Origin of the sequence: Acetobacter sicerae, assembly GCF_011516765.1 — a bacterium.
GTDB classification, from domain to species: Bacteria; Pseudomonadota; Alphaproteobacteria; order Acetobacterales; family Acetobacteraceae; genus Acetobacter; species Acetobacter sicerae.
On the sequence record NZ_JAAABN010000011.1, the window covers coordinates 109,715 to 135,058 of the forward strand.

Sequence of the window (25,344 nt, forward strand, 5' to 3'; positions counted from 1 at the left end):
GGCGCGTCAGACTGTGACGCCACCCATCAGCGGATCGGTGATGCTTGGCTGACCGTTTTCGAGGTGCCCTGCGAGCTGCGCCCGAAAAGTGCTGTCCTCTGCGGCCGTTATCGTGATGTCGTACCAGCCGCTCGTGCCTCGGGCCGAAACGACCAGCGGATGCGAACCATGAGCCGCGAGGACGACGGGCCGCATCTGTGTCGAGGCATAGGCATCGTTGAACGTCAGCGTGAGCGCCGTGGCGCCTTCATTGACCAGTTCGATGATCAGCATCTGGGCAGTGCGATTGGACTGGGTGGAGATCGCCAGTGCGGAAGAATGCGCCGCACCGCCGAGCGTGCCGCGATAGGCCCGGAAAAACCCGTTCGGACCGTGTGTTTCCAGATTGTAGCTGCTGCCACCGTTCACGATCCATGTGTCGGAAAGGGATTTGGCGGCTTCAACCGTAAAGTAGCGTGGCTGGAAGGCGCCGGTCAGATCGCGGACATGAAAAACCGCTCCGGCGTCACCACTGTTTACGAATTTCAGCGTGGCCATGCCGGTAGCGGCTGACGGCGTGAACTGCGTGTGCAGATCATATGGTAGGGCGCGGGCGGGTCGGACACCGCTTTCCTGCCGGGGAACAGCCTGTGTGGTGGGCACGCTCGGCACGTAGCTGGAATGGCGGCTCTGATCCGGCGGGACGTAGCTGCTTGTCGATGGCAACGACACCAGATCATCATTGGGCGTCTGGAAATTGAAGATCGAGGTCAGATCGCCGGACACAACACGACGCCATGGCGTGATGTTGGGCTCGATCAGGCCTGATGAAAGCGAGCCGAAGCGTTTTTCGAGAAAGCGGATCATCGAGGTGTGATCGAACACCTGCGAGTTGACCCAGCCGCCGCGTGTCCATGGAGAGATGACGGTCATCGGCACGCGCGGCCCAAAGCCGTATGGCCCGGAGCTTTGTGAGGATGTGCCCGGATAAATCTCGTTTTCTATGGAAACGGTCGATTTGCCGCGCCCTGCGGCAGGCGGAGGCGCGGGGGGAATAACGTGATCGAAGAAGCCATCATTCTCATCGAATGTGAGGAAAACAACGGTCTTGCTCCAGACTTCTGGATTGGCAGTGAGAATGTCCAGAACCTGCGAGATGTACCATGCGCCGTAATTCGGCGGCCAGTTCGGGTGCTCGGAATAGGCTTCGGGCGCGACAATCCATGACACCTGTGGCAGATTTCCAGACTCGACGTCACTTTTCAGAATATCAAAAAGCGTGCCGGACTGAGCGATATTGGTGCCTGTCCGGCCATACTGGGCCAGCGGCGAGGAATCGTCTGCGTTTCGGTACTGATTGAAATACAGCAGGGAGCTGTCACCATATGTCCCGATATAGGCATTGCTGGTCCAGCCCCAGCTTCCTGCCGCGGTCAGCCCGGTGCCGATATCCTGATAGACCTTCCAGGTGACACCCGCAGCCTGCAGACGCTCGGGATACGTGGTCCAGGAATAGCCTGCCTCGGCATTATCGACGACAGGGCCTCCACCTTTCCCATCGTTACCCACCCAGCCGGTCCACATGTAATAGCGGTTGGGATCGGTGGACCCCATGAGGGAGCAGTGATAGGCGTCACAGATTGTGAAAGCATCTGCCAGAGCATAATGAAATGGAATGTCGGCGCGCTCCATATGCGCCATGCAGGTGGTGGTCTTGGCCGGAATCCAGCCATCCCATGAGCCGCCATTCCACGCCGCATGCGTGCTTTCCCAGTCATGCGCAAGGTCAGCCACAAACGCCAGACCGAGATCCGGCGCGGTCGGGTGGAAGGGCATCACCACAGATGAACCCTGCGGCTGCTCCCACACAGTCTGTGTCGCATTGCGGGATGCGACACGTGGATCATTGAAGCCACGGATGCCCTGCAACGTGCCATAGTAATGATCGAACGATCTGTTTTCCTGCATAAGGAAAATGACATGTTCGACGTCTTCAATGGAGCGTGTCGCGTTGTTGGCTGGAGTTGCCAGCGCCTTTTTAATGCTGAGAGGGAGGGTCCCCACGGTCCCGCCTCCCGCCATCAGCTTCATAAAATTCCTGCGATTTGTCTCAGACATTATGATTCTTTGCTCTGATGTATCTTTGGCTTGCAGAGCGTTTACTGAATATTAATCTTTGATTGGGTTATGATTTCATTACGGTTTTAAGTCGCGGGCGGCTCTAGATTATTCGACGGGACAGAAAGCGGGAGACGCCGCCGCATTGAACCCGGGCGTTTTCACGCAGAGAAATCGATATGGTTTTCGCAGCACTGACAAAAGCAGACTGGAAGTCTGGCGCGATCTTTCTGAAGTCAATCTGACAGCAATCTTCCTACTCAATTTTCCGTTACATCCGCCTCACCAAAGGTAGACTGACGACGGCCTTGCGCAGTTCCTTTAAGAAAGAGGCAATCAGCCGCCACTTTCCGCCAACCGGCTTTCATTTCGGCTCTTTTTGTCAGAACCGTCATAATTTACCAGAAAGTTACCTGCCGCCCTTAGTGTCTCAGCGATCTGCTTTACCGGGAGAGCTTTTTTGCCTGTTTCACCTGCTTCTGGTCGCCCGGAGACCTTTCATCGCGTCACGTCGCATATGGCAGGAATGCATACACGACACAGAGCTGAAGCAAGCTTCAGCATCGTTCCGCGCTTTTCACTTTCGACCCTCGCTGTGGTGGGTGGCGATCTCAGCCCTCCTCCCTCACTGACATCCGGACGCACGGCGCCTCGTCGTCGGCAGAAAGAACCTGTCTGGCTGCCGCTTCTGGTGGAGGGATGCAGGATGGCGGCTGAACTTCCGCCTCAGTGCCGTCTGGCCCTGCCGCTCGAAACGCCGGATTCATTTCCGGTGGACCTGCTGAATCACCTTGCCACCGTCCTGTCCGACCATCAGCTTGCGGCCTCGAAACTGGATTTCGAATTTACGGAAACGAGCCTCGCCGTTGACAGCGAGATTCTGATCTACTCCCTCGCCGCCCTGCGCGATGCGGGAGCAGGTCTCGTGCTCTCGGGCTTCGGGATGGGTCTGACGAGTCTCTCCCTTCTCCGGGACAGAAGCTTTTCAGGACTGCTCACGGCCGTGAAGCTGGACCGACATCTCTTCCATCACGACGACCCGGCCCATCTGCAGGCAGGCCAGAGCATCGCCCGCGCCGTGGTGCAGTTGGGAAAGGATTTCGGACTGAATACACGAGCCGAAGGCGTGGATACGCCTGAAACACTTCACTTTCTACAGAGCATCGGCTGCCAGGAAGGCCGAGGAAACAGCCTTGGAAGACCTCAGTCCCTCATGGATTTCCTGACAGACCAGAAACCGGCCCGATCGGCCGCAAGGAAAAGAAAGCGCACATCGTGACAGTCAGACGTGGACAGGAGGAGTCGCAGCTTTTAAGTCCCCGCTCATGAAAAACGCCTCCTCTTCCGCTCCTGTCCGGCTGGGCATTGATTTCGGCACAACGAACAGCGTCATCGTTCTGCGCAACGAGAACGGTGACACGCGTACCGTGCGTTTTCCAACGCCGGGAGGTGACACCACGGATACCTGCCGTACGCTTCTGGCGCTGTGGCAGGAACTGACGGGGGGACGGCGCCTGACCGAACGCGCCGTGGGAGAAGAGGCCGTTGAGGCCTATCTCGACGATCCGACCGAAACCCGTCTCATCATGTCGATGAAGTCCTATCTGGCGCAGGCCAGCTTTCGGGAGACGCAGCTTTTCGGGCAGCGGGTTCCGCTGGAAACGCTGGTCGCCTCCTTTCTTCAGGAACTGATGAAGCTGGCGGATCTTGCGCCTCAGGACTGCGCCGTGACTGTCGGACGGCCGGTGCGTTTTGTCGGCGATAACGCCGATGACGATCTTGGCGAGGCCCGACTGCGCGCCAGCCTTGCCGAAGCCGGTTTCCCCGAGATTTCCATCATGCTCGAACCGGAAGCCGCCGGGTGGAAGTTCGCGCATCGCCTCAATCATCCGGCGACGGTGCTGGTGGGAGACTTCGGCGGCGGCACGAGCGACTTCTCGGTCCTGCGTTTCGAGCCGGGAACGGCGCAGCCCACACAGGCGCTGGGTTATGCTGGCGTGGGGCTGGCCGGAGATCAGTTCGACACAAGGATCATCGATCATGTGGTCGCACCGTTTCTGGGCCGTGACTGCACTTTCCGCATCATGGGCGGCGAGCCTCTGCCGGTGCCGATCGAATGGTACAGTTCCCTCGCCCGCTGGCATCGTCTGTCCCTGATGCGGACCCCGCGCATTCTGAACGAGATCACCGAGGTTGCGCGCACAGCCTCCCAGCCTGAACGGCTGATGAATCTGGTCGAGCTGATCCGCGAGCAGAACGGACAACTCCTTTACAATGCCGTCTCCGCCGCCAAACGGACCCTGTCTACGGAAGACAGCGCCGTGCTGCGCTTCTCACAGAAAGGTCTCGCGATCGAGGAGACGATCCAGCGGGCCGATTTCGAGCGATGGATTGCGCCTGATCTGGCGCAGTTCGGGGACGCGATTGACCTCGCCATCGAGCGCTCGAACCTGACGCCGGACCAGATCGACCGCGTGTTCCTGACCGGCGGCACCTCCTTTGTGCCAGCGGTGAGAGAGCTGTTCATTCAGCGGTTCGGCGCGGACAAGGTCGAACTGGGCGGCGAGTTCGTCTCCGTGGCGGAAGGGCTGGCTCTGGCCAATCCCCTCGCTCTGGCAGTCTGACAGAAATATCTTGCGCGTCTGGATCGCACCCCGGAGGTGTTGTCAGAGGGATGTGAACAGGGTGAAACTCTCTCTCATGAAACGGTTGCTTCTCGTCTCCTGTCTGTCCCTGCCGCTTGCGCTGGCGGCGCTTCCCTCGTCCGCGCAGGCGGTCCCCATGCCGGAAAAGGCGGAGGCGACGGCAGCCGACCTGACGCCTGCCGTGACGTCATCTTCACAGATATGGGAATCCGTGATCGCCCTGCCCGATGGCAGGCTGGTGCTGGAAGCGCCGCGCTGGCTGGGCAATCCGAACCCGCAACTCAGCATCGCGACAGTCGGCGGTGCGCCTGCACCCTACCCTGACGCAGACTGGAATGCGGCGGAAGGCGATCCGGCCAAACGCTTTGTCGCGCTGACCAGCATGACGCGGGCGGCTGATGGCACTCTCTGGCTTGTCGATAGTGGTGTCCCGGATCGGGAGGCCAAGCCGGAAGCGCCTGCGAAACTGATCCAGATCGATCCCTCCACAGGTCAGGTTAAACGCTCTTTCCCCGTTTCAGCTGATGCGCTGCGAGACGGCAGCATCCTGGCAGGCATCGCTGTGCATGAGCAGACGGCCTATGTCGCGGATTCGGGGGTGCCGGGAATTCTGGTCATCGACCTTGAGAGTGGTGTCGCCCGACGTTTTCTTGATCATGTCGAAGGGCTGACCGCAAAACGACCGATCGTCACGCCCTCCGGCGAGGTCAAGGCGCGGGACGGACGGCCTCTGGCCATTGACGCCACTCTTGTCGCCATCAGTCCGGATGGGCAGTGGCTGTATGTGCAATCCTATTGCGGCCCGCTCTATCGCATTGCGACGCGGCTGTTCGACGATCCGGATTCGACGAACACCGCCTTACAGGAAAGCGCCACGCTCTGGTACAAAACCCATGCGCTGGGCGGACTTACGGTCGGGCCGGATGGCACGCTGTACTGGTCGGACGTCACCACCGGCAGCATCGACAGCTACACGCCGGGACGGATTCCGCACCACCTGATCACCGATCCCCGCCTGAAATGGCCGGGTGGTCTGTCCCTGTCCGGCAACATGCTTTTCGTGCCCGCCGCGCAACTTGATCAGGCCGCACGCTTTCAGAATGGACAGGCGACGGTGCAGTGGCCTGTGACCGTTTACAGCTTCCATGTCCCCGAAGACGCCACTTCTGACGTTCTTCGCAAATAGTCCTCTCCCCGCTTCGCTCCAGACCGGTTATAGAAAGCGCATGAAATACGTCTCCACCCGTGGCAAGGCCCCGGTCCATTCCTTCTCCGATATTCTGCTGGCCGGGCTCGCCGAGGATGGCGGGCTTTACATGCCGGAATCATGGCCCCGGTTTTCCGCCGATGAGTGGCGCGCCATGCGGGCGCTCCCCTATCCGGAGCTGGCCGCTAAAATCATTGCGCCCTTCACCGCCGAGTCGATCGACCACGACACGCTGCTGGGCTTCTGCAAGGACGCCTACTCGCAGTTCGATCATGCCGCCATCGTGCCGCTGACCCAGATCGAGGACGGCCTGTATGTACAGGAACTGTTCCACGGTCCGACACTGGCCTTCAAGGACATGGCGCTTCAGCTTCTGGGACGCCTGTTCGATCACGTTCTGACCGAGCGCGACGAACGCGTCACCATTGTCGGCGCGACCTCCGGCGACACCGGTTCCGCCGCGATCGAAGCCTGCCGCGGCCGTGACCGTCTGACGGTTGTGATCCTGCATCCGGAAGGCCGCACCTCCGACGTGCAGCGCCGTCAGATGACGACGGTGCTGGACAGCAACATCACCAACCTCGCCCTCAAGGGCACATTCGATGACTGTCAGGACATGGTGAAGGCGATGTTCGCCGATGCGCCGTTCCGTCAGGACATGAAGCTGTCTGCGGTCAACTCGATCAACTGGGCGCGCATCGCGGCGCAGATTCCTTACTATGTCTATTCCGCGCTGGCGCTTGGCGCGCCGGATCGGGAAGTTTCGTTCGCCGTTCCTACGGGCAACTTCGGCAACGTGCTGGCGGCGTGGGTCGCCAGGCAGATGGGGCTCCCCGTCAGGCATCTCTGCGTCGGCTCGAACCGCAATGACATTCTGACCCGTTTCCTCAACAGCAACGACATGTCGGCCCGACAGGTCGTGCCCAGCCTGTCGCCTTCGATGGACATTCAGGTGTCATCAAACTTCGAGCGACTGCTGTTCGAGTTCCTTGGCCGTGACGCCGATGCGTGCGCCAGACTGATGACCGGCTTCCGCTCCACCGGAAAGATGGATGTGCCCGCGAAGGTGTGGGAATCGATTCACACGCTTTTCTCGGGTCTCGCCCTTGATGACGAAGAGACGGAAGCCCAGATTCGTTCCGTGCATCAGAACAGCCAGTACCTTGCTGACCCTCACACCGTCATCGGCATCACCGCCGGACGCAGGTTCCGTGAACCCGGCGTGCCGATGGTGGCCATGGCGACCGCGCATCCGGCCAAGTTCCCGGACGCCATGCGGGCTGCCACAGGCATCACACCGGCGCTTCCTCCGGCGCTGGCCGATCTGTTCGACCGTGAGGAACGCTTCCGCGTCGTGCCCAACACGCTCGGAACCGTTGAAGACGCCGTAAGGTCAGCCGTGCTCTCCAACAGCCGCTGATTTCCATCTCAGGAGTGGCGATTCCCCGCCACTCCCCTTTCAGGACGCTCATGACCGATCCCATCCAGCAGACACGCCTTCCCTCCGGCCTGACGGTCGTCACAGAACGCATGGACCGCGTCGAAACCGTGTCATTTGGCGCTTATGTCGCCACCGGCACACGCAATGAGCGTCCCGAAGAGAACGGTGTTTCCCACTTTCTCGAACATATGGCGTTCAAGGGAACAGCCACCCGCTCGGCGGCCCGGATTGCCGAAGAGATCGAGAATGTTGGCGGTCACATCAATGCCTACACGGCCCGCGAGCAGACGGCCTATTACGTCAAGCTGCTCAAGGAAGACCTGCCGCTTGGCGTCGACATCATCGGTGACATCCTGACGCATTCGACATTCCTGCCGGAAGAAGTCGAACGTGAGCGCGGCGTGATCCTTCAGGAAATCGGTCAGGCCAACGACACGCCGGACGACATCATCTTCGACCATTTTCAGGAAACGGCGTTCACCGGTCAGCCGATGGGCATGCCGACGCTTGGTCCGGAAGGACTGATCCGTGAGATGAGTCGTGAGACGCTGATGTCTTACATGCAGACACATTACACGACGCAGAACATCGTCGTCGCGGCCGCAGGTAATCTGCATCATGACGATGTGGTGGAGCGGGTGAGCCGTCACTTCGCTGACCTGCCGACGAGCGCCGTCCCGGATCGCATGCCCGGTCGCTACACAGGCGGCGAGTTCCGTCTCGCCAAGGAACTGGATCAGGCGCACATCCTGCTTGGTTTCCCGAGCGTCCGTTACGGTGGCCCGGATTATCATGCGGCTCTGCTGCTCTCGACCCTGCTTGGCGGCGGCATGTCGTCCCGGCTGTTTCAGGAAATCCGTGAGAAGCGCGGACTGGTCTATTCGGTCTATTCCTTCACCACGCCGTTCCTTGATGGCGGACTGTTCGGAATTTACGCGGGAACGGGCGGCGAAGAAGCCCGTGAGCTGATTCCGGTGACACTGGCGGAACTCCAGAAGGTGCAGCAGTCGGTCGGAATGGACGAACTGTCACGCGCCCGGGCGCAGCTCAAATCCTCGCTGCTGATGTCGCTGGAAAGCACCGGCAGCCGCTGCGAGCAGATCGCCCGTCAGCTTCAGATTTTCGGTCGCCTGATCCCGATTGCCGAAACGGTCGCCAAGATCGACGCGGTGACGCCTGCTGATATCTGCCGTGTTGCTGCGAAGATTTTCAGTGGTCAGCCGACACTGGCCTCCATCGGCCCGATTGATGGCGTGATGACGCTCGACACCCTGCAAGGACGACTGGCCGCATGACAGACTCTACGCCCACACCGGCTCCCCTCGACCTTGCCTGCGAACTTGCCGAACTGGCCCGGAAGAAGGGCGCCGACGCGGCGGATGCGATCTGTGTTGGCAGCACGTCTCTCGGTGTCAGCGTCAGAAATGGCGTAACGGACGAACTGGAACGCTCCGAGACGACCGATCTCGGCCTGCGGGTTTTTGTCGGCAAACGCTCCGCCATTATCTCGACCTCGACGCTGGACAGGGACCGTTTCGACGCACTGGTTGATCAGGCGCTGGCGATGGCGCATGTGCTGCCGGAAGATGGTTATGCTGGCCTGCCTGAAAACATTCCGCTGATTGGCCGGCTGACCGAGAACGATCTCGATCTCGTGGATACGACCGAGCCGACGGCTGAAGAACTTCTGGCCCGTGCGCGCACCACCGAAGAAGCGGCGCATGCCGTTGACGGTGTGACGAATTCAGCGGGAGCCAGCGCCACATGGGGGCGTAGTCTCGTTGCGCTGGCGAGTTCGGCGGGTGTCGCAGGCTATTACGAACGCACGCGGAATTCCGTATCCATGAGTGCGCTTGCCGGTCAGGGAACGGGCATGCAGCGGGACTGGGATTTTCATTCCACGGTCTATCTGTCCGATCTGGAAGATCCTGCACTGATTGGCGCGAGGGCCGGTCGCAATGCAGTGGCGCGTCTCAATCCGACGCAGCCCCGCACGGGCACTCTGCCTGTAGTCTATGCGCCGCGCGTGTCCAATGGACTGCTCGGCCATCTGATGGGGGCGATCAACGGCGCGGCGATTGCACGCGGCACATCGTTCCTGAAAGAGAAAATGGGGCAACGGATTTTCGCACCCGGCATCCGGGTGCTGGATGACCCGCACAGAAAGCGTGGCCTGCGTTCCAAGCCGTTCGATGGCGAAGGCGTGGCCTGTGAGCCGCTGGAACTCGTCGCAGACGGCGTGTTGCAGCACTGGCTGCTCGACTGTCGGAGCGCACGCCAGCTTGGCCTCACCACCAACGGACGGGCGAGCCGGGGCACATCGTCCCCTCCGTCTCCCGGTGTTTCCAACCTGTATTTTGCGCCCGGAACAGTGTCGCCTGCCGAACTTATCGCGGACATTGCGGAAGGTGTGTATGTCACCGAGATGATGGGCTCGTCGATCAACGGTCTGACAGGCGATTACAGCCGTGGCGCGTCGGGCTTCATGATCCGTAACGGACAACTGGCTGAACCGATTGCGGAATTCACAGTTGCCGGCAATCTTCTGGACATGTTTGCCCGTCTAGAAGTGGCTGACGATCTGTCGTTCCGATTTGGTTCCGATGCCCCGACAATTCGCATCGACGGCATGAGCATCGCCGGAAACTGAGACAGACCTCAACCGTTCAAACCTTGGGTGGCGCGGGGATTTCCCCGCACTTCCCGCCCCACGATTTACCGGAGACTGACCCCTGACTCTCATGAAGACTCGCCCCGTTCTGACGACAGCGGTGGTTCTTGCGCTTTCTCTTGCGTCATTCGCAGGCATTGCGGATGCACGACCGGGTAATGGCGGCTCCATGGGAAGCCGCGGCAGTCGGACATGGTCCGCACCCGCCCCGACACGGACCTCGCCCTATGGCGCAGCACCGATGGAGCGGTCCATCGCCCCACAACAGCAGGCTCCTGCCTACGGACGCAACACTTACGGCGCACCGGCTTACAATAACGGCATGATGCGTCCACCGTCGCGTCATCCGTTTCTGACCGGCTTTGCCGGTGGTCTTCTGGGAGCAGGACTGTTTGGTCTGATGTCAGGACATGGCCTCATGGGCGGGGTTCATGGACTTTTCGGGTTTATCGGTCTGCTGATCCAGATCGCCCTGGGTATTTTCCTCGTGCGCTGGCTGTTCGGTCTCTTCATGCGCAGACAGGGTGGCAACGCATCCGCTGGTAACGGCGGGTTTGCTCCGGCAGGGAACGCAGGGCGATCCGCTGCAAACAATCAGCGCACCATCCAGATTGGACCGCAGGACTATCAGGCTTTCCAGCAGCTTCTGCTGAACGTGCAGGCCGCCTGGAGTCAGCAGAATATCCCGGCCCTGCAGGGCATGGCGACACCGGAGATGGTCAGCTACTTCAATCAGGAACTGGCAGGGCTGGCGAGCCGTGGGGAACGGAATGTCGTGTCCGACGTCCGTTTTCTTCAGGGCGATCTGTCCGAAGCCTGGTCGGAAAACGGGTATGATTACGCCACGGTTGCCCTACGCTACAGCCTGATCGATCTGACGACCGATATGATGGGCCGTGTAGTCAGTGGCAGTTCCGCCGATCCTGTGACCGTGACGGAACTCTGGACGTTTGTCCGTCCGTCCGCGGGTGGCGGCTGGCTCCTGTCCGCCATTCAGCAGACACGCTGAAGCTGGCTTGCTCTGAGGGGTGCTTCTTCTCCCGCGAAGGGAAGAGAGAACACCCCTCAGATTTTCTCCCGAAAGAGATCTTCCCAGAGTAAAAAGTGTCGGCGTGAACGCTCCTGAACGATGTCAGGATGGTCTGCCGACATCTTGAGGGGCTGGGCTAACAAGGCTTTGCCGTGCCCCTCTTGCAGACGCCACAACCCATTGATCCCGATGACCCGCTAATCAAATATCGGCTCTGAATGTCGATACGTTTCAGGCGGTAGGATCATGCCTTCTGAACGGGCCAGTCGCTTCCTGCGACCGCATGCGCGGCATCTACCCTGTTGTTCTGTCTTTACCGAAGAGACGGACTTTTCGCCCCATGAGAATAAAGGGCTTTTCTACAAATTCGTACGTCAGGCACGACACCAGAAGCGTCATCAGAATGGAAAAGTGCACGATCCAGTTGCCTGCGTCATAGGACAGGTCGATGTGGAGCAGATACACCAGAAACATGCTGACCGGGAAATGCACCAAATAAATACTGTAGGACAGCTTTCCCAGCATGAAGAAAATCGGGTTACCCATAACCCTGTCGACAAAAGCGGCTTTATCCATGAACGCTATGGCGACAGCAGCGAACAGCACTGACACCAGATAGATCGGTACCGGATGAAATGGCGGCGGCAGGCAGATTGTTGACACAGCAATCGTGAAAACTCCGAAGGTGCATAGAGCTTCCGCAACACTCTCTCTGACTGGCAGCCGTTTTACGACATCCATAACGAGAACCATGATGCCCATACTCAGTAAAAGCCGCAGCATTCCTGCGCTTACACCGTGAAATACAGGGTCATTATTACCTGCAACACGGAATCCATGACGTTCTGCAATAAAAAGAAAAAACACGAATACAGCGTAGAATAATGGACGACAGAAAACTGCCAGAAGCACTACCAACGAGCCCAGATAAAATTCCAGAGATATGGACCACGAAGGCAGATTGATTGAAAAAGACTCGGACGTGACAAGAGACTGCGTCATCAGATAATTGCTGATCAGGTCACGTTTTACATTATTACTGAAATAGGGTGGAATACCGTGCACCATCCCGTAGAAAATACCCACCACAACGGACAACATGACGAAATGGAGGGGGTAAAGCCGAAGAAAACGGGACCAGTAAAAATTGATGGCTTCCCTGATATTGACGCGAGAAAATTTCTCATCGTAGGACTTTATGAGAACATAGGCGGACAGGGCGAAGAAAACATCGACAGCAAAAGGGGCGTTCGTAATCAGTGAGCGCCCGGACTGCCAGCCTATCATAATCCCAAATGTGTGCTGATAAGCGACAGCAAGAGCAAGCAGCCCCCGAATTCCTTCGAGACCTCGTATTCTTTTCACATTTCCACCCTTTGTTGGCCGCCATGTTTCCTTTCTCATTGCCTTCAAAAGGAAAGTTCATGCTTTCATGCTTGATGGCTGTGTTAATGGCAATAGTATCCCGGAGCGGGTCAGGACCAGCCAAAGAAGAGGGGGCCGATTGTTCTGCCACACCCTGTTACGAAAGATGATGCGAAACGGTTTCCTCAGGATTAGAGGAAACTGCCCAATGGACTACAGTTCGGGACTGACCGGGAACTTGGGGTAAGCCCTGTTGGGCTATTTTATACTCAAATCCAACGCACCTTCTGGTCCAGCACCAGATAGAGCCATCGACTGAAATGACCGCACAAAACTCCTCGCCAAAGAGCGTGGTGCCTTGATCCGGCTGGAGGAGATCCTTATGCTACTGCTTCCGGGCTTTCAGCCGTCTGCTCATCCCACTCTTCCGCTAGTGCCGTCAGTTCTTTCGCGATGGCGGCTTTACGCTGACGAACCTGAAACTGACGGGTCAGCTTGACCCCCACGATCGCCAGTTCAAACACAAACCAGCCCCCTCCAGCAGCACACCAGCCCACGACACTGGTCATCGGATTCATCAGAAGGGTAACGGCTGCTTCCATCGACCCATCCGCATCCCACAACATATGAAACGGATGCACGAGCGCCGCAAAGGCATAGGGCATCATCATCCGGGCCATCACCTCTCCCCGACTGGTGTCCAGCAGGCAGACCGCAATCAGAGGGATCAGCATGACACCGATCAGCATGGAATATCCCGGGAGCCACGCCAGAGCGGCGCCACAGGCGAGCCCGCTCATCCACTTCGACATGGAGCCACGCTGCCCCTTGGCTACAGAGGTCGTCACAATACAATCTCCGCGCAGAGAGAGCCTATAGCGCAGACGACGCCAACAGCTGTTGCCAGACGAATCATCTCGTTTCTCATCGGCTGAGGCACATCCGTATCCTGATGCGCGAGACGCTCACGCTCTGCCTTCAGCTTGTTCTCCAGCTTTCGGGCAGCGTTGTAAGCAGCCTGATCACGCCGCAGAGCCTGCGGATCGGCAAGAATTTTCTGCATGAGACCGAGGTCGCCCTCACCGGCGGCAACCGCGAGCTGCTCTCCCCGGGACGTTCTGGTGCTGCGACTGCGCCAGCGCTTCAGGTCCGGAGTCAGATGCGGCAACAGCTTGCGACCGATCCCTTTCAGTGGGCCAGTCATGTAAAGGTGCTGGACCTTCGCAAGAAGCGCCAGATCCAGAGACCAGCTGTTTTTCGATATCGCCAGATCGCTGAAAGTTTCCACGAGGCGGCTTCTGAGTGCTGCGACCGCCATGAATATGGTCATCTGCCTGTCAAGCAACGCGGTCGCCCCGGACACTTCCATGTCCTGCGCGGTGTTAAGCCATTGCAGAAGGGCCCATGTCGCTGTCAGACGCTCATTCTGACAGCGGGGCGACAGACAGGGCAGATAGGGGTTGAGGACGTAAGGCAGCCTGTCGATGTCCGCCAGGGTTTCGATGGAGACCTGTCTGGCGGCTGTCTGCACCATGGCGCAGGCGGTCGGCTGAGTGGGCACGGACGTGACAAGCGCAAATTTATCCAGCCGACCGGTTCGGATCAGTTCGAACACCGCCAACGAAGGATCAACGGACGCTTTGCTTTTCCCCGCCAGAGAAGTCGTCAGAAGCTGACCGATGGCGTCCGGCCAGAACCATATATCGCTCCAGCACAGCGGCATGGTCGGATCGATAACGGAGATGAGTTCCATAAAGGTCGCGGAAGAGGCGATCGTCCCGTCTTCAGCCAGAACCACATCACGGGCCAGAAGAGCCAGCTTGCCCGCCGCCTGTGGCATCCCGAGTTCGTAGGACATCCATCGCTCGATAACGCCCCGGACCAGAAGACTGGCGAATTCCTTCCTGTATCGCGCAGCATACCACGCCAGTGTGCGCGCCGTTTTGATCCGTACGGAGCCCAGTATGATCGGAGCTGTTGCGACGGCGGCGCGCCGGACGACATACCCCTTGTGATCTGCCGCATGCAGCAGGTCTCTCGGTGAGGGTCTGGCAGCAGGATCGTCCGACAGCATGGCCGCAAGCAGAGGAGCCACGTCCTGCGAAAGCGGCAGATGCCCTGCCAGCACGGCGAAGCTGCCTTTCTGGAAGCGTTCTTCAAGCTGGGCGCCCGGCGCATCATCGCGATAGGGCACGCACCCTCCCAGCAGCCATGCAGCAAGAGCGCCAAGGGAGAAGACATCGTCCACTATGGTGCCGCTACCGCGTCCGGCAGGCTCGCATATGGCGGATGTCAGGGGTTCAAACCGGTCCGGCTGAAAATAGGCCGGAGGGGCTGTAACAGCTGGACCGAGGCACACAGCGCTGCGACCGCCCGAATCGAACACATTGTCGGGACGGATGGCCCGGTGCGTGACACCAGCCTCGTTATAGGCGTGCAGGATGCTCGCAATCGGCACGATGACACGCTCAAGAACGGAAGTTTCCGTCCATGTACCGCCCTCGCTCAGGGCATTGCCGGGTGGCGCATCGCACAGGATCCAGAGTGAACCGGTCGCATCGCTGAACGATCTGACCGACAGCAGGTTCGGAGCCCGCATCTTGGCGATGACGGCCGCGCTGGCGTGCGGCGGCAACAATGCCGGTGGCGCAAGCGCAAGGACGTCCGTTGTCGGGGAAACCGTATCCTTGACATGATAGGCAGGGCAATTGACGAAGTCGGCGAGCTTCTGGTCAAGATCGATGACATAGCGTCCGTCGATTGTCAGGTTCCGACTGTCGCCTGTCTCAGATTGCCCGAATTCGTCCGCCTCGGCCATGCTCGCCCTTTACGCATTTCATAATACGCAAAGGGTAGCGGGCAGCTCTTAACGGACTCTTATAAAAGAGCGTGATTCTTTCAGGAATCGAACGGGTCACGCACCAGAATGGTGTCGTCACGTTCCGGGCTGGTGGACAGCAGTGTCACAGGCGCTTCGACCAGTTCCTCGATCCGACGGACATATTTGACGGCCTGCGCCGGCAGTTCCGCCCAGCTGCGTGCGCCCTTCGTGGACTCCTTCCAGCCTTCGAGCGTCTCGTAGACCGGCTTGACGCGGCTCTGAGCGGCCGGTCCTGCGGGAAAACGCCTGATCGTTTCGCCATCCAGATCGTAACCGACGCAGACCCGGATTTCATCCAGACCGTCGAGCACGTCCAGCTTGGTCAGCGCCAGACCGTTGACGCCACCAACCTGCGCTGCGTGACGCACCAGCACGGCGTCGAACCAGCCACAGCGACGCGGACGCCCCGTGACCGTTCCGAATTCGTGGCCACGCTCACCGAGCACACGGCCGGTCTCGTCAAACAGTTCGCTCGGGAACGGTCCCTCGCCGACGCGTGTGGTGTAGGCCTTGGCAATACCCAGTACGAAACCGGCGGCGTTCGGCCCCATGCCGGAACCGGTGCCTGCGTTGGAAGCCACCGTGTTGGAGCTGGTCACGAACGGATAGGTGCCGTGATCGACGTCCAGCATGACGGCCTGAGCGCCTTCGAACAGGATCTTGCTGCCGTTCTTGCGCTCGGCTTCCAGCAGGTCCGCAACTGGGGCCATGTAAGGCAGAACCTTGGGCGCGATGTCGTTCAGGAACGCCAGCAGATCGGCCTTCTCGAATGTCGCGGCTCCGAGGCCCGCCAGCAGAGTGTTGTGGTGCAGCAGCAGTTCGTCGAGCTTCCAGTCGAGCGTCTCGGGCTCGGCGAGGTCACAGAGGCGGATGGCGCGACGGGCGACCTTGTCCTCGTACGCCGGGCCGATGCCCCGTCCGGTCGTGCCGATCTTGCGGTCGCCACGCGCCGCTTCACGGGCGCGGTCGAGAGCGCCATGCACAGGCAGGATCAGCGGCACGTTTTCGGCGATTTTCAGGGTCTTCGGAGACACAGGCAGGCCCTGCGCCACGACACGGTCGATTTCCGAAAGCAGCGCCTGAGGATCGACGACAACGCCGTTACCGATGATGCCGATCTTGCCGCGCACCAGACCGGACGGCAGCAGGGACAACTTGTAGACCTGATCTCCGACGACCAGCGTGTGGCCGGCATTGTGCCCGCCCTGAAAGCGAACGACGACGTCGGCGCGGCTGGCCAGCCAGTCAACGATCTTGCCTTTGCCCTCGTCGCCCCACTGGGTCCCGATCACGGTGACATTCGACATGACGCAGCTTCTCCGATGGTGAATGATAGGTATGCAGGAGGCCACAGCCTCCGTGGAAAGGAACTGTCAGATGACAGGGACGAGCGTGCCATCCGTGCTGACGAAAGAACAGGCGAGACGACGGGCCTCTTCCTCTTCACGTCCGGCCGGGGCGAGACCCGCAACGGTCACGTGCCCCTTGTCACGAAGCGTGCGACCGACAGCTTCATCCGTTCCGAACGGCAGATAAACCCGCTGAGGCTGCGCTCTGCGTGGCGCGACACGAAATACGGCGTTGGGACGAAGGGTCAGTCCGCAGGCCGGTTCGTCATCATTGCACAGATAACGGCCACCGCGGCCGAGTTCTTCCGATGAGCCAAGCGCGTAAACCGAGACGCAGACACCGGTGTGATATTTCCATCCACGGAACTCGACAGGATCGACCGTCACCTGACAGCCCGGCACGCGGGCGCGGATGGCGGCTGTGGAATCCGTAAGGCGGTCACTGAAGGCGCGTGTCTTTGCAGGCAGATCGACTTCCCGCAGGGCGGCCAGCGCCTGATCCGCTTCACCGGCGGCGTTGAGCAGCCTGATCAGAACATCTGCGATGGGGCCACCATGCTCGGCGACGGCGGCGGCGTCCTTGCGATCCAGAGCGTGCATCAGCGCGGTGACCGTAGCGGCGGGAAGGCCAGCCTGCTCAATCAGGGACGGAGCCAGAAGCGGCATGGTAAGATCGAAGGACAGATCGGTAATGCCGACACGGGCCAGCGCCTCGGCAGCGATGGCCACAACCTCGGCGTCGGCCTGCGCGCTGTCGGGACCGATCAGCTCGATTCCAGCCTGTCCGATCTGGCGTTCATTCTGTCCCGCCGTGCCGTTTCCGACCAGAACGGCCTGTCCGGCATAGGAAAGACGCAGAGGACGTGGGGCATCATGCAGACGGGTCGCCGCGATACGGGCGATCTGTGGCGTGATGTCGGGACGTAGCGCCATCATCCGGCGTGTATCAGGGTCCATCAGGCGGAAAGCCTGATCCGCCAGCGCCGCCCCTGCCCCGCCGAGCAGCGTGTCTTCAAACTCCAGCAACGGCGGTGCGACCCGCTCATATCCGTGGCTTGCAAACACGGACAGAAGGGCCTGAGTGCCATTGGCCTCCGTCTGGGCATCCGCCGCGAGGAGGTCGATGAAGCCCGGCGGCAGGAGAGCCGGAGAAGGGAGCTGATCGCAGGTCATGCTGCGCTCATATCACCACGGAGGTTCCACGTCATGTGGAGTTTCTCCCTCACGACCGCAGAGTAGCGCCGGTAGCCTTGGCGACGGCGGCGATCACCTTCTCCGACACCGCTTCCAGCTGAGCGTCCGTCAGGCTGGCGTCCTTCGGCTGAATGACGATTTCGATGCCGACCGACTTCTGGCCTTCCGGCAGCTTGTCGCCCTCGTAGATGTCGAAGAGCGACACACCTGTGATCAGGTTGCGCTCGGCCCCTTTGGCGGCGCGAAGGATTGCCTCCACCGGCACGTCATGCGCGGCAAGGAACGCGAAATCGCGTCTTACCGGCTGGAACGGCGACAGGTCAGGCGCGGACTTCTTGCGACGCTTCGGCTCGGGGATACGGTCGAGGAACACTTCGAACACCACGACCGGTGAGTCGAACCCGGCTTCCTGAAGGATGGACGGATGCAGTTCGCCGAAATGGGCCAGCACGTTCTTCGGTCCCTGCCGGAGCACGCCCGAACGGCCCGGATGGTAATAGCCGGGCGCGTCAGGTGTGGCGGTCAGGGCGTCAGGCGGCACGCCGAGAGAAGTCAGCACATCGAGCGCGTCGGCCTTGGCGGCAGCGAAGGTCATTGGTGCGGCTGTCACACCCGGCTGCCGTGATGTGCGACCGGCCCGAAGACCGGCGGCGATCGTCGTCTGCCCCTCGGCGCTGAAAGCTGCTCCGATCTCGCACAGACCCAGATCCGGCCAGCCGCGGGCCGCATTGCGACGGGCGGCGGCGAGCAGGTTCGGCACGGGCGTCGGGCGCATCTGGTCGAGGTCGGCGGCGATGGGGTTCAGCAGACGCAGGGATTCCGGCGCATCACCGAACTTGCGGGCTTCGTCGTACGCGATGAAGGAGAAGCCGATGGTTTCCATCAGGCCGCGCGCCGTCATGACGCGACGGGCGCGGGCCAGACGGGCGCGCCCCGGTGTGAGCGCCGTGCCGGGCACGACAGAGCGCGTCGGCAGCGGCACGGGTTTGACCTGATCCAGCCCCTTGATGCGGAGGATTTCCTCGATCAGGTCGCACTCTGGCTCGATACGGGAGACTGCGTTTTCCAGTTCCATGCAGCGATCGGCCGGAATATCGGAAGACGGGTCGAGCACGACCGGCTGGGCCACATCGTTACGCCATGAAGGAACCGCAACGGTCACGCTATGCTCGTCGCGGGCCGTTGTCTCAAAGCCGAGATGGCCGAGGATGGTTACGCACTCATCGGCAGGCACGTCGAGGCCGCCGAAGGACGCGACACGCTTGAAACGCAGCTTCGCCGTGCGCTGCCAGTGCGGCTGGGCGCCGGCGGATACGACCTCACTCGCCTCACCGCCGCACAGTTCCATGATCATGCGGGTCGCGGCTTCGAGCGCCATGACGGGCATGGCCTGATCGACACCGCGCTCGAAACGATAACGGGCGTCGGAGTTGATGCCGAGACGACGGCCGGTCAGGGCGATGCGGATCGGGTCGAACAGAGCACATTCGACGAATACGTCAGTGGTGGTGTCCGTGACCTCGGTCGCCTCGCCACCCATGATACCGGCGATGGACTGAACGCCCGCGCCGTCAGCGATCACGCAATCTTCGGATGTGACGATGTAGTCCTTGCCATCGAGGGCGCGGATTGTCTCATTGCCGCCACGGCAGACAGTCAGCGTGTCACCCTTGATGCGGGCGGCGTCGAAGACGTGCAGCGGACGGCCGAGGTCGATGGTGAACAGGTTGGTGATATCGACCAGCGTGGAGATCGACCGCAGACCGATGGCCTCCAGCTTGTCACGCAGCCATTGCGGGCTGGGACCGTTCTTCACACCCCGGATGGTACGTCCGAGCACCCATGGGCAGGCTTCCGTGTAGGTATCGTCCCATTTGATCGGTGACGGGAAAGTGCCATCGACCGTATCGGCGAGGAACGGCTTCAGCTTGCCCAGACCGGCGGCGGCAAGGTCACGGGCGATGCCATACACGGCCAGCGCGTCGCCACGGTTCGGGGTGATGGCGATCTCGATAACGGTGTCGTCGAGGCCCGCGAAATCGGCGTAAGACTGGCCGGGGAATGTGTCTTCCGGCAGCTCGGCGATGCCGTCGGATTCAGCGCCAAGCCCGAGTTCACGCAGCGAACAGAGCATGCCGCCACTGGCCTCGCCACGGATCTTGCCCGCCTTGATGGTGATGTCGAGACCCGGAACGTAGGTGCCGGGAGGCGCGAAAATGACGGCGATGCCTTCGCGGGCGTTCGGTGCGCCGCAAACGACCTGCACATCGTTGAAACCCGGACCGGCATCGACACGGCAGACGCGCAGGCGGTCGGCGTTCGGATGCTGGACGGCGGAAAGAATACGGGCCGTGAGAAACGGCGCGACGGCGGCTCCGCGCTGCTCGACGCCTTCGACCTCAAGACCGATGCGGTTCAGGGCGGCGCAGATTTCCTCCAGTGTGGCGGAGGTTTCCAGATGGTCGTGAAGCCAGGATAGCGTGAACTTCATGGATCAGACTCCCTCGTGCAGCAGGGCGGGCGCGAGCGGATCGGTCCCGTAATGGGTGAGCCAGCGGACGTCGCTCTCATAGAAGGAGCGGAGATCGGGGATACCGTTCTTGAGCATGGAGAGGCGCTCGACGCCCATGCCGAAGGCGAAGCCCTGCCACTCCTCGGGGTTCAGGCCGCAGTTGGCCAACACGCGCGGATGGACCATGCCGGAGCCGAGGACTTCCAGCCAGTCCTCCCCTCCCCCGATTTCGCCGGTCTTGCGGGACCAGCCGATATCGACCTCCATCGAAGGCTCGGTGAAGGGGAAGTAGGAGGCGCGGAACCGCACGGGCAGATCGGGCTTGCCGAAGAAGACGCGCAGGAACTCGATCAGCGTGCCTTTCAGGTGGCCGAGGGTGATGCCCTGATCGATGACCAGACCTTCGCACTGATGGAACATCGGTGAATGGGTGGCGTCGTGGTCGGCGCGGTAGGTGCGGCCCGGCGCGATGATGCGGATCGGTGGCTTCTGGCCGAGCATCGTGCGGATCTGCACGCCGGATGTCTGGGTCCGCAGAACGCGGTTCCGGCCATCGCCTTCGGGCGGCAGGTAGAAGGTGTCGTGGTCGGTGCGGGCGGCGTGGTGTTCGGGCGTGTTGAGCGCTGAGAAATTGTGCCAGTCGGTCTCGATGTCCGGACCTTCGGCCACGGTGAAGCCCATGGCGCCGAAGATGGCAGTGATTTCCTCGACGGTCTGACTGACCGGGTGGAGGCCGCCGCGCGGGGTTTCGACGACAGGCACGGAGATATCGACACGCTCGGCGGCAAGCCGTGCATCAAGCGCTGCGGTCTCGATTTCGCGGCCACGGTCCTCGATGGCGCGGGTCAGTTCATCACGAATACGGTTAAGCTGGGCGCCACGCACCTTGCGCTCTTCGGCGTCCATGCGTCCGAGCTGCTTGAGCAGCCCGGTCAGTCGGCCCGACTTTCCAAGGAACGAGACACGGATGGCGTCCCAGCCACGCTGGTCCGTGGCTTCCGCAAGGGCCGCGAGGCAGTCCTGCCGGAGTGTATCAACATCGTCGCTCATGTGACCTCGTCCGCGTCTCGTGCCCCTCTGGTTGCGGGGCGGAACTGTTTGCTCAGGGCGCGGATAGCCGCTTTGGCCGGTGGAGAAAAGCCCGGAGAGCAGAAAACCGGGGAAAGGCGGCGTGTCCCGGTAAGGCGCTGCAAGTAGGGACACGTTAATATCTGAGCATTCGAGCCTCACGCATTTTCATGCGCTCAAGATTTATTCATTGCACTATGTCTTCACCAGCCGAGATAAAATGACATTCCCAAATTCGAAGATTTTCAGTGCGTCACGATGCGCACGCTCCCGTTTGCATCACTGTTTTTCCCCGCTGCCGTGGTTTGCTTTTCTTCTTACAGCAGCCACATCCGGTGCCTACGCCGACAGCACGCTCCAGGTCACGCAGATCAATGGAAGCGCTGTTGTAACCGGCACAGGTAAAACTCTTGCACAACTTGCAACGACCACACAGAAGAATACAAATTCTCTGGCATCCGCCACATCAACGGCAAGTTCAGCTTATTCCCTTGCGATCGGAGCAATCCAGGCATCGCTGATGGGTGTGGCCGGTGGACTGGCCGTGCTGGATTCAAGTGGTAACGTCACCTCTCCCGTTTCCACAACGGCAGCTACGGCCAGTGATTACTCAACAGTCGGCTGGAATGATCCGATCACCTGGGCCACAAACTCAGGATCAGCAACCCAGTATGGCAATCCCAAAGTTGCCTTCAATCATCGCTGGACAATGGGATACGACACATCCGGCACTCCTCAGGTGGACGATTATATGCCGCCCACGCACCTGCGTCTGGGCGGCTCACAGGAATTCGATGGCGTTCCACTCTTTGTTCACAACATTCCTTACTCCGGCGGCAATATGGGAGTTGTCGAGGGCGTCTTCATGCAATCGGAAAACATGCGCGGATCGATTGCTGGTGTCGGCCCCAGTTATGCCAGCGGCGCAGCAGCTTACGATAATTATGACGCCGTCGCCCGTTATACATACGCAGGCCCCAGCGCACCGGTTTTCACCACAACAGGAAGCGCTGTCACTGCTCCGGACGGATTAACGCACATTCCCACTTTCCATAGCTGGGGAGCAACTTTCGCAAATCCTCTTCCACAGGCATGGTCCGACTGGATTAAATCCCACAATCATGCCCGCATGATGACCAATGAAATCGGCGTCAATCCCGCCACCTATAAAAATGCGACCTTCGTTGGAGAATTAACAGGTTACGACACAGATTCCTCAGGTCTTGTTGTAACCATTCTGACTGATGGATGGCGCATTTTCAACCAGACCCAGAATTTTCCCAGCACTGACACCTCCACGGAAACGCCGGGGACGACTTCACTGGATGGCACCACACCGGCCATTGACACTGTATGGTCAGATTTTGGCGATCCGGCCATCATGTTTGGAGTGTACACCAAGGCATTTGATAATAACGTGATCTGTTATCTTCCCGGTCCAACGCCTCACGCATCTCCGGGAGACATCAATGATCCAACAGGAAAAATCAATAATCAGGAGCGTAGTTGCGAAGGCATTGAATATGACCTCTGGAATGATGATACATCTGGAGAAACTGCCTATATGCAAGGCATAACAGTCGCCTATAGCGGCACGACCTCCCCCAGCCCTGACAGTTATGACATGAATCTGGCTGGAGGTAACGCAAATACTCTGGTGCTTTCGGGCGAATGGTATTCGATGAATGTTGCGTCTCATTCCTTTGCATCCGCGGGCTATGGCGGCCCCGCCTATACAAAGGGATCTCAGAAGGTTGTTGCAGATTTTGCGCAATCCAATCGGCCCGGATGGGATGCTGATACAGCCTGGCCTGCCAATTCACACAATATGCGCCTGACAATCTGGAATACGCGCAATGCGGATGACACCAATAACCAGAATGACTACAGCGATATTACCACAAGCATGGGCGTACAGGTTGATGGACACAACGATGTCCACCAGCTTTCCATGGATGGCACGACTCAGGAACATCTTGAATTTAATCCTGTAAACTATCCAAACGGAATTAGCCTCTGCGGGTACACGGCTTGCGGTTTCTCCGTGAACAGACAAGGCACGCCCGAAGTCGACGACAACCTTGTTATCAATGACGGAAAATCTCTTATTTTAATGAATACCAACAATGCCCTTGCTGGTTATATCTATGCCAGCACCGACGGTAACATGCATGTTCTGGGTGTAAATGGCCCCACGAAAAGCTCATTTGTTATTGATGCCGCATTAAAGTCAAATGGCTCATTAAATGCGCCAAATAATACTTATAGTTCTCTACCTACAACAAACACAACCACTGGTGACCAACGCTACTGTTCAGATTGTTATTCCAGTTCATCAACCTCAGCCCTGAGAGGCATTCCTGTATGGTGGAATGGCTCAACATGGACAGATTCACTTGGTTCTGCAGTAAAAAATTAGCACAACTTATAAATAAAATGAAAAAGTAAATGGCAAAGAAATTCGATGAAAAATACAGTAAAGAAGTATATGACAAAATATCAGAATTTCAGAAAAAAGGTCTCTCTATAAGAAATATTGCAAAAATAACTGGTGCAAGCCGAAGCTATATTCACAGATTATCGACAAAAATAGCTCTTTCTTCCGGCTCCATGAAGCAGGCCAGTGAAAGGCGAAAAGAAGCCGGCTGGGAGCCACTCGCTCCCGGCAATCCAATTTCCTGGGATGCCATAAAGTTAAAAACGACCACGAAAAGAAACACATACAATTTAAACGAAAATTAAATGAAAAAAAAACAAAAGCCCATGACTAGGGCTGACTTTATTTCTATCTGTGATTGCGTATCAAAAACAGGAAACAGTTCGAACTGCATGAGACTCGCTAATCGTCCTCTTAGCGATTTATATTATTATCTCAAGAAAAACCCAGATGAGCGGCAGCGTTTAACAATAGCACGCACTTTCTTTCACGATGAAATGACTGCAGCAGTGCACGACCTTGCTTTTGGGGGAATTCCTCAAATAAGGCGAACAGAAAAAGGAAAAATTGTTATAGATGAAAGAGGGAAACCCGTCATAGATCGAATCCCCGATACACGTCTAATCACAACTCTTCTGAGAGACCACTCAAGTCGTCTCGCCCGCGCAGAAAGGGCGGACCTTTCAAATTCTACACACACTTCACCAGAAGATAAAATGGCTCGTCTCAGAGATGAAATAATTTCAGATCCTCCTCCCCAGAAAGCTGACACAAAAAACACAGATCCCCATGAAGAGTGAAGAAAGAATATCACTAACACCACCTCAGATGAGTATATATAAGGAGGGATGGAAAAAACATGCCCGGTTTCGTGTCGCAGCCTGCGGAAGACGATTTGGAAAAACATTTGAAGCTGCCGAAGAAATCCGTCGAGCCATAAAGAATGCAGTCTTAAGAAATATCAGTCCTGATAACGAGATCTGGTATGCTGCGCCCACTTATAAACAGGCAAAGAAAATATTCTGGCCAAAACTGAAAGCCACTATTCCTAAAAAGTGGCTTATCCGTCCCCCAAGGGAATCAGAGCTTTCTATGGAGGTCGGTCCACAAGGCCATATTATACGCATTGTGGGATTAGAAAATTATGATTCACTCCGTGGAAGTGGATTGTTTTTTTTTAGGTGACGAATGGGCGGATACTCCCCCTGAAGCCTGGACAGAAGTCATTCGCCCGATGCTTTCAACATGTGAAGGCCATGCCCTCTTCATCGGCACCCCTAAGGGAAAAGATCATTTTTATGATCTTTATTTAAAAGGCCAGCATGGAGAGACTCATCGCGGATTTCTCACACTTGAGGCAATTTCGGGTCATTTTGTAGAATTCAGTCATCCCACAGGAGCCCGATCTGGAATATTGACGATATTCTGCTTCTGGCGGCGGGTTCTG

At 58.7% G+C, this 25,344-nt stretch carries 20 protein-coding genes; 12 read left to right on the forward strand and 8 right to left on the reverse strand.

What is annotated here, in order from left to right:
- Positions 1-6: 6 nt before the first annotated feature.
- A complete protein-coding gene (locus GVI59_RS12890) occupies positions 7-2,097 on the reverse strand; it encodes a phosphocholine-specific phospholipase C (RefSeq protein ID WP_173574612.1) in 2,091 nt (696 codons plus the stop codon).
- A gap of 460 nt (positions 2,098-2,557) precedes the next feature.
- On the opposite strand from GVI59_RS12890, the gene GVI59_RS12895 reads away from it, so the two are divergent.
- The 7 genes from GVI59_RS12895 to GVI59_RS12925 all read left to right on the forward strand — a co-directional run bounded on the left by GVI59_RS12895 (position 2,558) and on the right by GVI59_RS12925 (position 11,070).
- Complete coding sequence (locus tag GVI59_RS12895) at positions 2,558-3,376, forward strand: EAL domain-containing protein (protein ID WP_173574613.1); 819 nt, start codon at positions 2,558-2,560, stop codon at positions 3,374-3,376.
- A 46-nt stretch (positions 3,377-3,422) separates the two neighbouring features.
- On the forward strand, positions 3,423-4,721 hold the full coding sequence (locus GVI59_RS12900) for an Hsp70 family protein (protein WP_173574614.1): 1,299 nt from the start codon (positions 3,423-3,425) through the stop codon (positions 4,719-4,721).
- 76 nt (positions 4,722-4,797) lie between these two features.
- Positions 4,798-5,928 carry an L-dopachrome tautomerase-related protein gene (locus GVI59_RS12905; RefSeq protein ID WP_194299133.1) on the forward strand — a complete coding sequence of 377 codons (1,131 nt, stop codon included), beginning with the start codon at positions 4,798-4,800 and terminating at the stop codon, positions 5,926-5,928.
- A gap of 40 nt (positions 5,929-5,968) precedes the next feature.
- Complete coding sequence (gene thrC / locus GVI59_RS12910) at positions 5,969-7,369, forward strand: threonine synthase (RefSeq protein WP_173574616.1); 1,401 nt, start codon at positions 5,969-5,971, stop codon at positions 7,367-7,369.
- Positions 7,370-7,419: 50 nt separating this feature from the next.
- On the forward strand, positions 7,420-8,685 hold the full coding sequence (locus tag GVI59_RS12915) for a M16 family metallopeptidase (protein WP_173574617.1): 1,266 nt from the start codon (positions 7,420-7,422) through the stop codon (positions 8,683-8,685).
- Positions 8,682-10,040, forward strand: coding sequence for a TldD/PmbA family protein (locus GVI59_RS12920; protein ID WP_173574618.1), 1,359 nt, complete (start codon positions 8,682-8,684; stop codon positions 10,038-10,040). Before GVI59_RS12915 ends, GVI59_RS12920 begins: the two co-directional genes overlap by 4 nt.
- Positions 10,041-10,131: 91 nt before the next feature.
- The gene (locus tag GVI59_RS12925; protein ID WP_173574619.1) at positions 10,132-11,070 is read left to right on the forward strand and encodes a Tim44 domain-containing protein; all 939 of its coding nucleotides are present in this window, start codon (positions 10,132-10,134) and stop codon (positions 11,068-11,070) included.
- Between the two features lie 315 nt (positions 11,071-11,385).
- Here the strand turns inward: GVI59_RS12925 and GVI59_RS12930 are convergent, their stop codons facing one another.
- From GVI59_RS12930 to pheS, 7 genes are all read right to left on the reverse strand, one after another.
- A complete protein-coding gene (locus tag GVI59_RS12930; protein WP_173574620.1) occupies positions 11,386-12,495 on the reverse strand; it encodes an acyltransferase family protein in 1,110 nt (369 codons plus the stop codon).
- 341 nt (positions 12,496-12,836) lie between these two features.
- A complete protein-coding gene (locus tag GVI59_RS12935) occupies positions 12,837-13,304 on the reverse strand; it encodes a hypothetical protein (RefSeq protein ID WP_173574621.1) in 468 nt (155 codons plus the stop codon).
- Positions 13,301-15,274, reverse strand: a complete 1,974-nt coding sequence (locus GVI59_RS12940) for a serine/threonine-protein kinase (protein WP_173574622.1) — start codon at positions 15,272-15,274, stop codon at positions 13,301-13,303. Before GVI59_RS12940 ends, GVI59_RS12935 begins: the two co-directional genes overlap by 4 nt.
- Positions 15,275-15,354: 80 nt before the next feature.
- Positions 15,355-16,644, reverse strand: a complete 1,290-nt coding sequence (locus GVI59_RS12945) for an adenylosuccinate synthase (RefSeq protein WP_173574623.1) — start codon at positions 16,642-16,644, stop codon at positions 15,355-15,357.
- Between the two features lie 66 nt (positions 16,645-16,710).
- Entirely contained in the window at positions 16,711-17,859 is a 1,149-nt protein-coding gene (locus GVI59_RS12950; protein ID WP_173574624.1) for an ATP phosphoribosyltransferase regulatory subunit, read from the reverse strand.
- 49 nt (positions 17,860-17,908) lie between these two features.
- On the reverse strand, positions 17,909-20,371 hold the full coding sequence (gene pheT, locus GVI59_RS12955; protein WP_173574625.1) for a phenylalanine--tRNA ligase subunit beta: 2,463 nt from the start codon (positions 20,369-20,371) through the stop codon (positions 17,909-17,911).
- A 3-nt stretch (positions 20,372-20,374) separates the two neighbouring features.
- Positions 20,375-21,442 carry a phenylalanine--tRNA ligase subunit alpha gene (gene pheS, locus GVI59_RS12960; RefSeq protein ID WP_173574638.1) on the reverse strand — a complete coding sequence of 356 codons (1,068 nt, stop codon included), beginning with the start codon at positions 21,440-21,442 and terminating at the stop codon, positions 20,375-20,377.
- Between the two features lie 208 nt (positions 21,443-21,650).
- Between pheS and GVI59_RS12965 the strand changes: the two genes are divergently transcribed.
- The 5 genes from GVI59_RS12965 to GVI59_RS18860 all read left to right on the forward strand — a co-directional run.
- A complete protein-coding gene (locus tag GVI59_RS12965) occupies positions 21,651-23,879 on the forward strand; it encodes a hypothetical protein (RefSeq protein ID WP_242013091.1) in 2,229 nt (742 codons plus the stop codon).
- A gap of 29 nt (positions 23,880-23,908) precedes the next feature.
- Positions 23,909-24,202, forward strand: a complete 294-nt coding sequence (locus GVI59_RS12970) for a helix-turn-helix domain-containing protein (protein WP_173574626.1) — start codon at positions 23,909-23,911, stop codon at positions 24,200-24,202.
- Positions 24,203-24,289: 87 nt separating this feature from the next.
- Positions 24,290-24,697 (forward strand): hypothetical protein, encoded by a 408-nt coding sequence (locus GVI59_RS12975; RefSeq protein ID WP_173574627.1) that lies wholly within the window; start codon positions 24,290-24,292, stop codon positions 24,695-24,697.
- The gene (locus GVI59_RS12980) at positions 24,687-25,082 is read left to right on the forward strand and encodes a Terminase-like domain protein (RefSeq protein ID WP_173574628.1); all 396 of its coding nucleotides are present in this window, start codon (positions 24,687-24,689) and stop codon (positions 25,080-25,082) included. Before GVI59_RS12975 ends, GVI59_RS12980 begins: the two co-directional genes overlap by 11 nt.
- Positions 25,042-25,344: hypothetical protein (locus tag GVI59_RS18860; protein ID WP_456304144.1), on the forward strand; the 303-nt coding region annotated here is incomplete at its 3' end. The genes GVI59_RS12980 and GVI59_RS18860, both read left to right, overlap by 41 nt.

Bases quoted from the DNA above. Each gene is read 5' to 3' on its own strand.
- thrC (WP_173574616.1), top strand. From the start codon at position 5,969: ATGAAATACGTCTCCACCCGTGGCAAGGCCCCGGTCCATTCCTTCTCC.
- GVI59_RS12970 (WP_173574626.1), top strand. From the start codon at position 23,909: ATGGCAAAGAAATTCGATGAAAAATACAGTAAAGAAGTATATGACAAA.
- GVI59_RS12915 (WP_173574617.1), top strand. From the start codon at position 7,420: ATGACCGATCCCATCCAGCAGACACGCCTTCCCTCCGGCCTGACGGTC.
- GVI59_RS12920 (WP_173574618.1), top strand. From the start codon at position 8,682: ATGACAGACTCTACGCCCACACCGGCTCCCCTCGACCTTGCCTGCGAA.
- GVI59_RS12980 (WP_173574628.1), top strand. From the start codon at position 24,687: ATGAAGAGTGAAGAAAGAATATCACTAACACCACCTCAGATGAGTATA.
- GVI59_RS12925 (WP_173574619.1), top strand. From the start codon at position 10,132: ATGAAGACTCGCCCCGTTCTGACGACAGCGGTGGTTCTTGCGCTTTCT.
- GVI59_RS12945 (WP_173574623.1), bottom strand. From the start codon at position 16,644: ATGTCGAATGTCACCGTGATCGGGACCCAGTGGGGCGACGAGGGCAAA.
- GVI59_RS12950 (WP_173574624.1), bottom strand. From the start codon at position 17,859: ATGACCTGCGATCAGCTCCCTTCTCCGGCTCTCCTGCCGCCGGGCTTC.
- GVI59_RS12975 (WP_173574627.1), top strand. From the start codon at position 24,290: ATGAGACTCGCTAATCGTCCTCTTAGCGATTTATATTATTATCTCAAG.
- GVI59_RS12930 (WP_173574620.1), bottom strand. From the start codon at position 12,495: ATGAGAAAGGAAACATGGCGGCCAACAAAGGGTGGAAATGTGAAAAGA.
- pheS (WP_173574638.1), bottom strand. From the start codon at position 21,442: ATGAGCGACGATGTTGATACACTCCGGCAGGACTGCCTCGCGGCCCTT.
- GVI59_RS12900 (WP_173574614.1), top strand. From the start codon at position 3,423: ATGAAAAACGCCTCCTCTTCCGCTCCTGTCCGGCTGGGCATTGATTTC.
- pheT (WP_173574625.1), bottom strand. From the start codon at position 20,371: ATGAAGTTCACGCTATCCTGGCTTCACGACCATCTGGAAACCTCCGCC.
- GVI59_RS12890 (WP_173574612.1), bottom strand. From the start codon at position 2,097: ATGTCTGAGACAAATCGCAGGAATTTTATGAAGCTGATGGCGGGAGGC.
- GVI59_RS12940 (WP_173574622.1), bottom strand. From the start codon at position 15,274: ATGGCCGAGGCGGACGAATTCGGGCAATCTGAGACAGGCGACAGTCGG.
- GVI59_RS12905 (WP_194299133.1), top strand. From the start codon at position 4,798: ATGAAACGGTTGCTTCTCGTCTCCTGTCTGTCCCTGCCGCTTGCGCTG.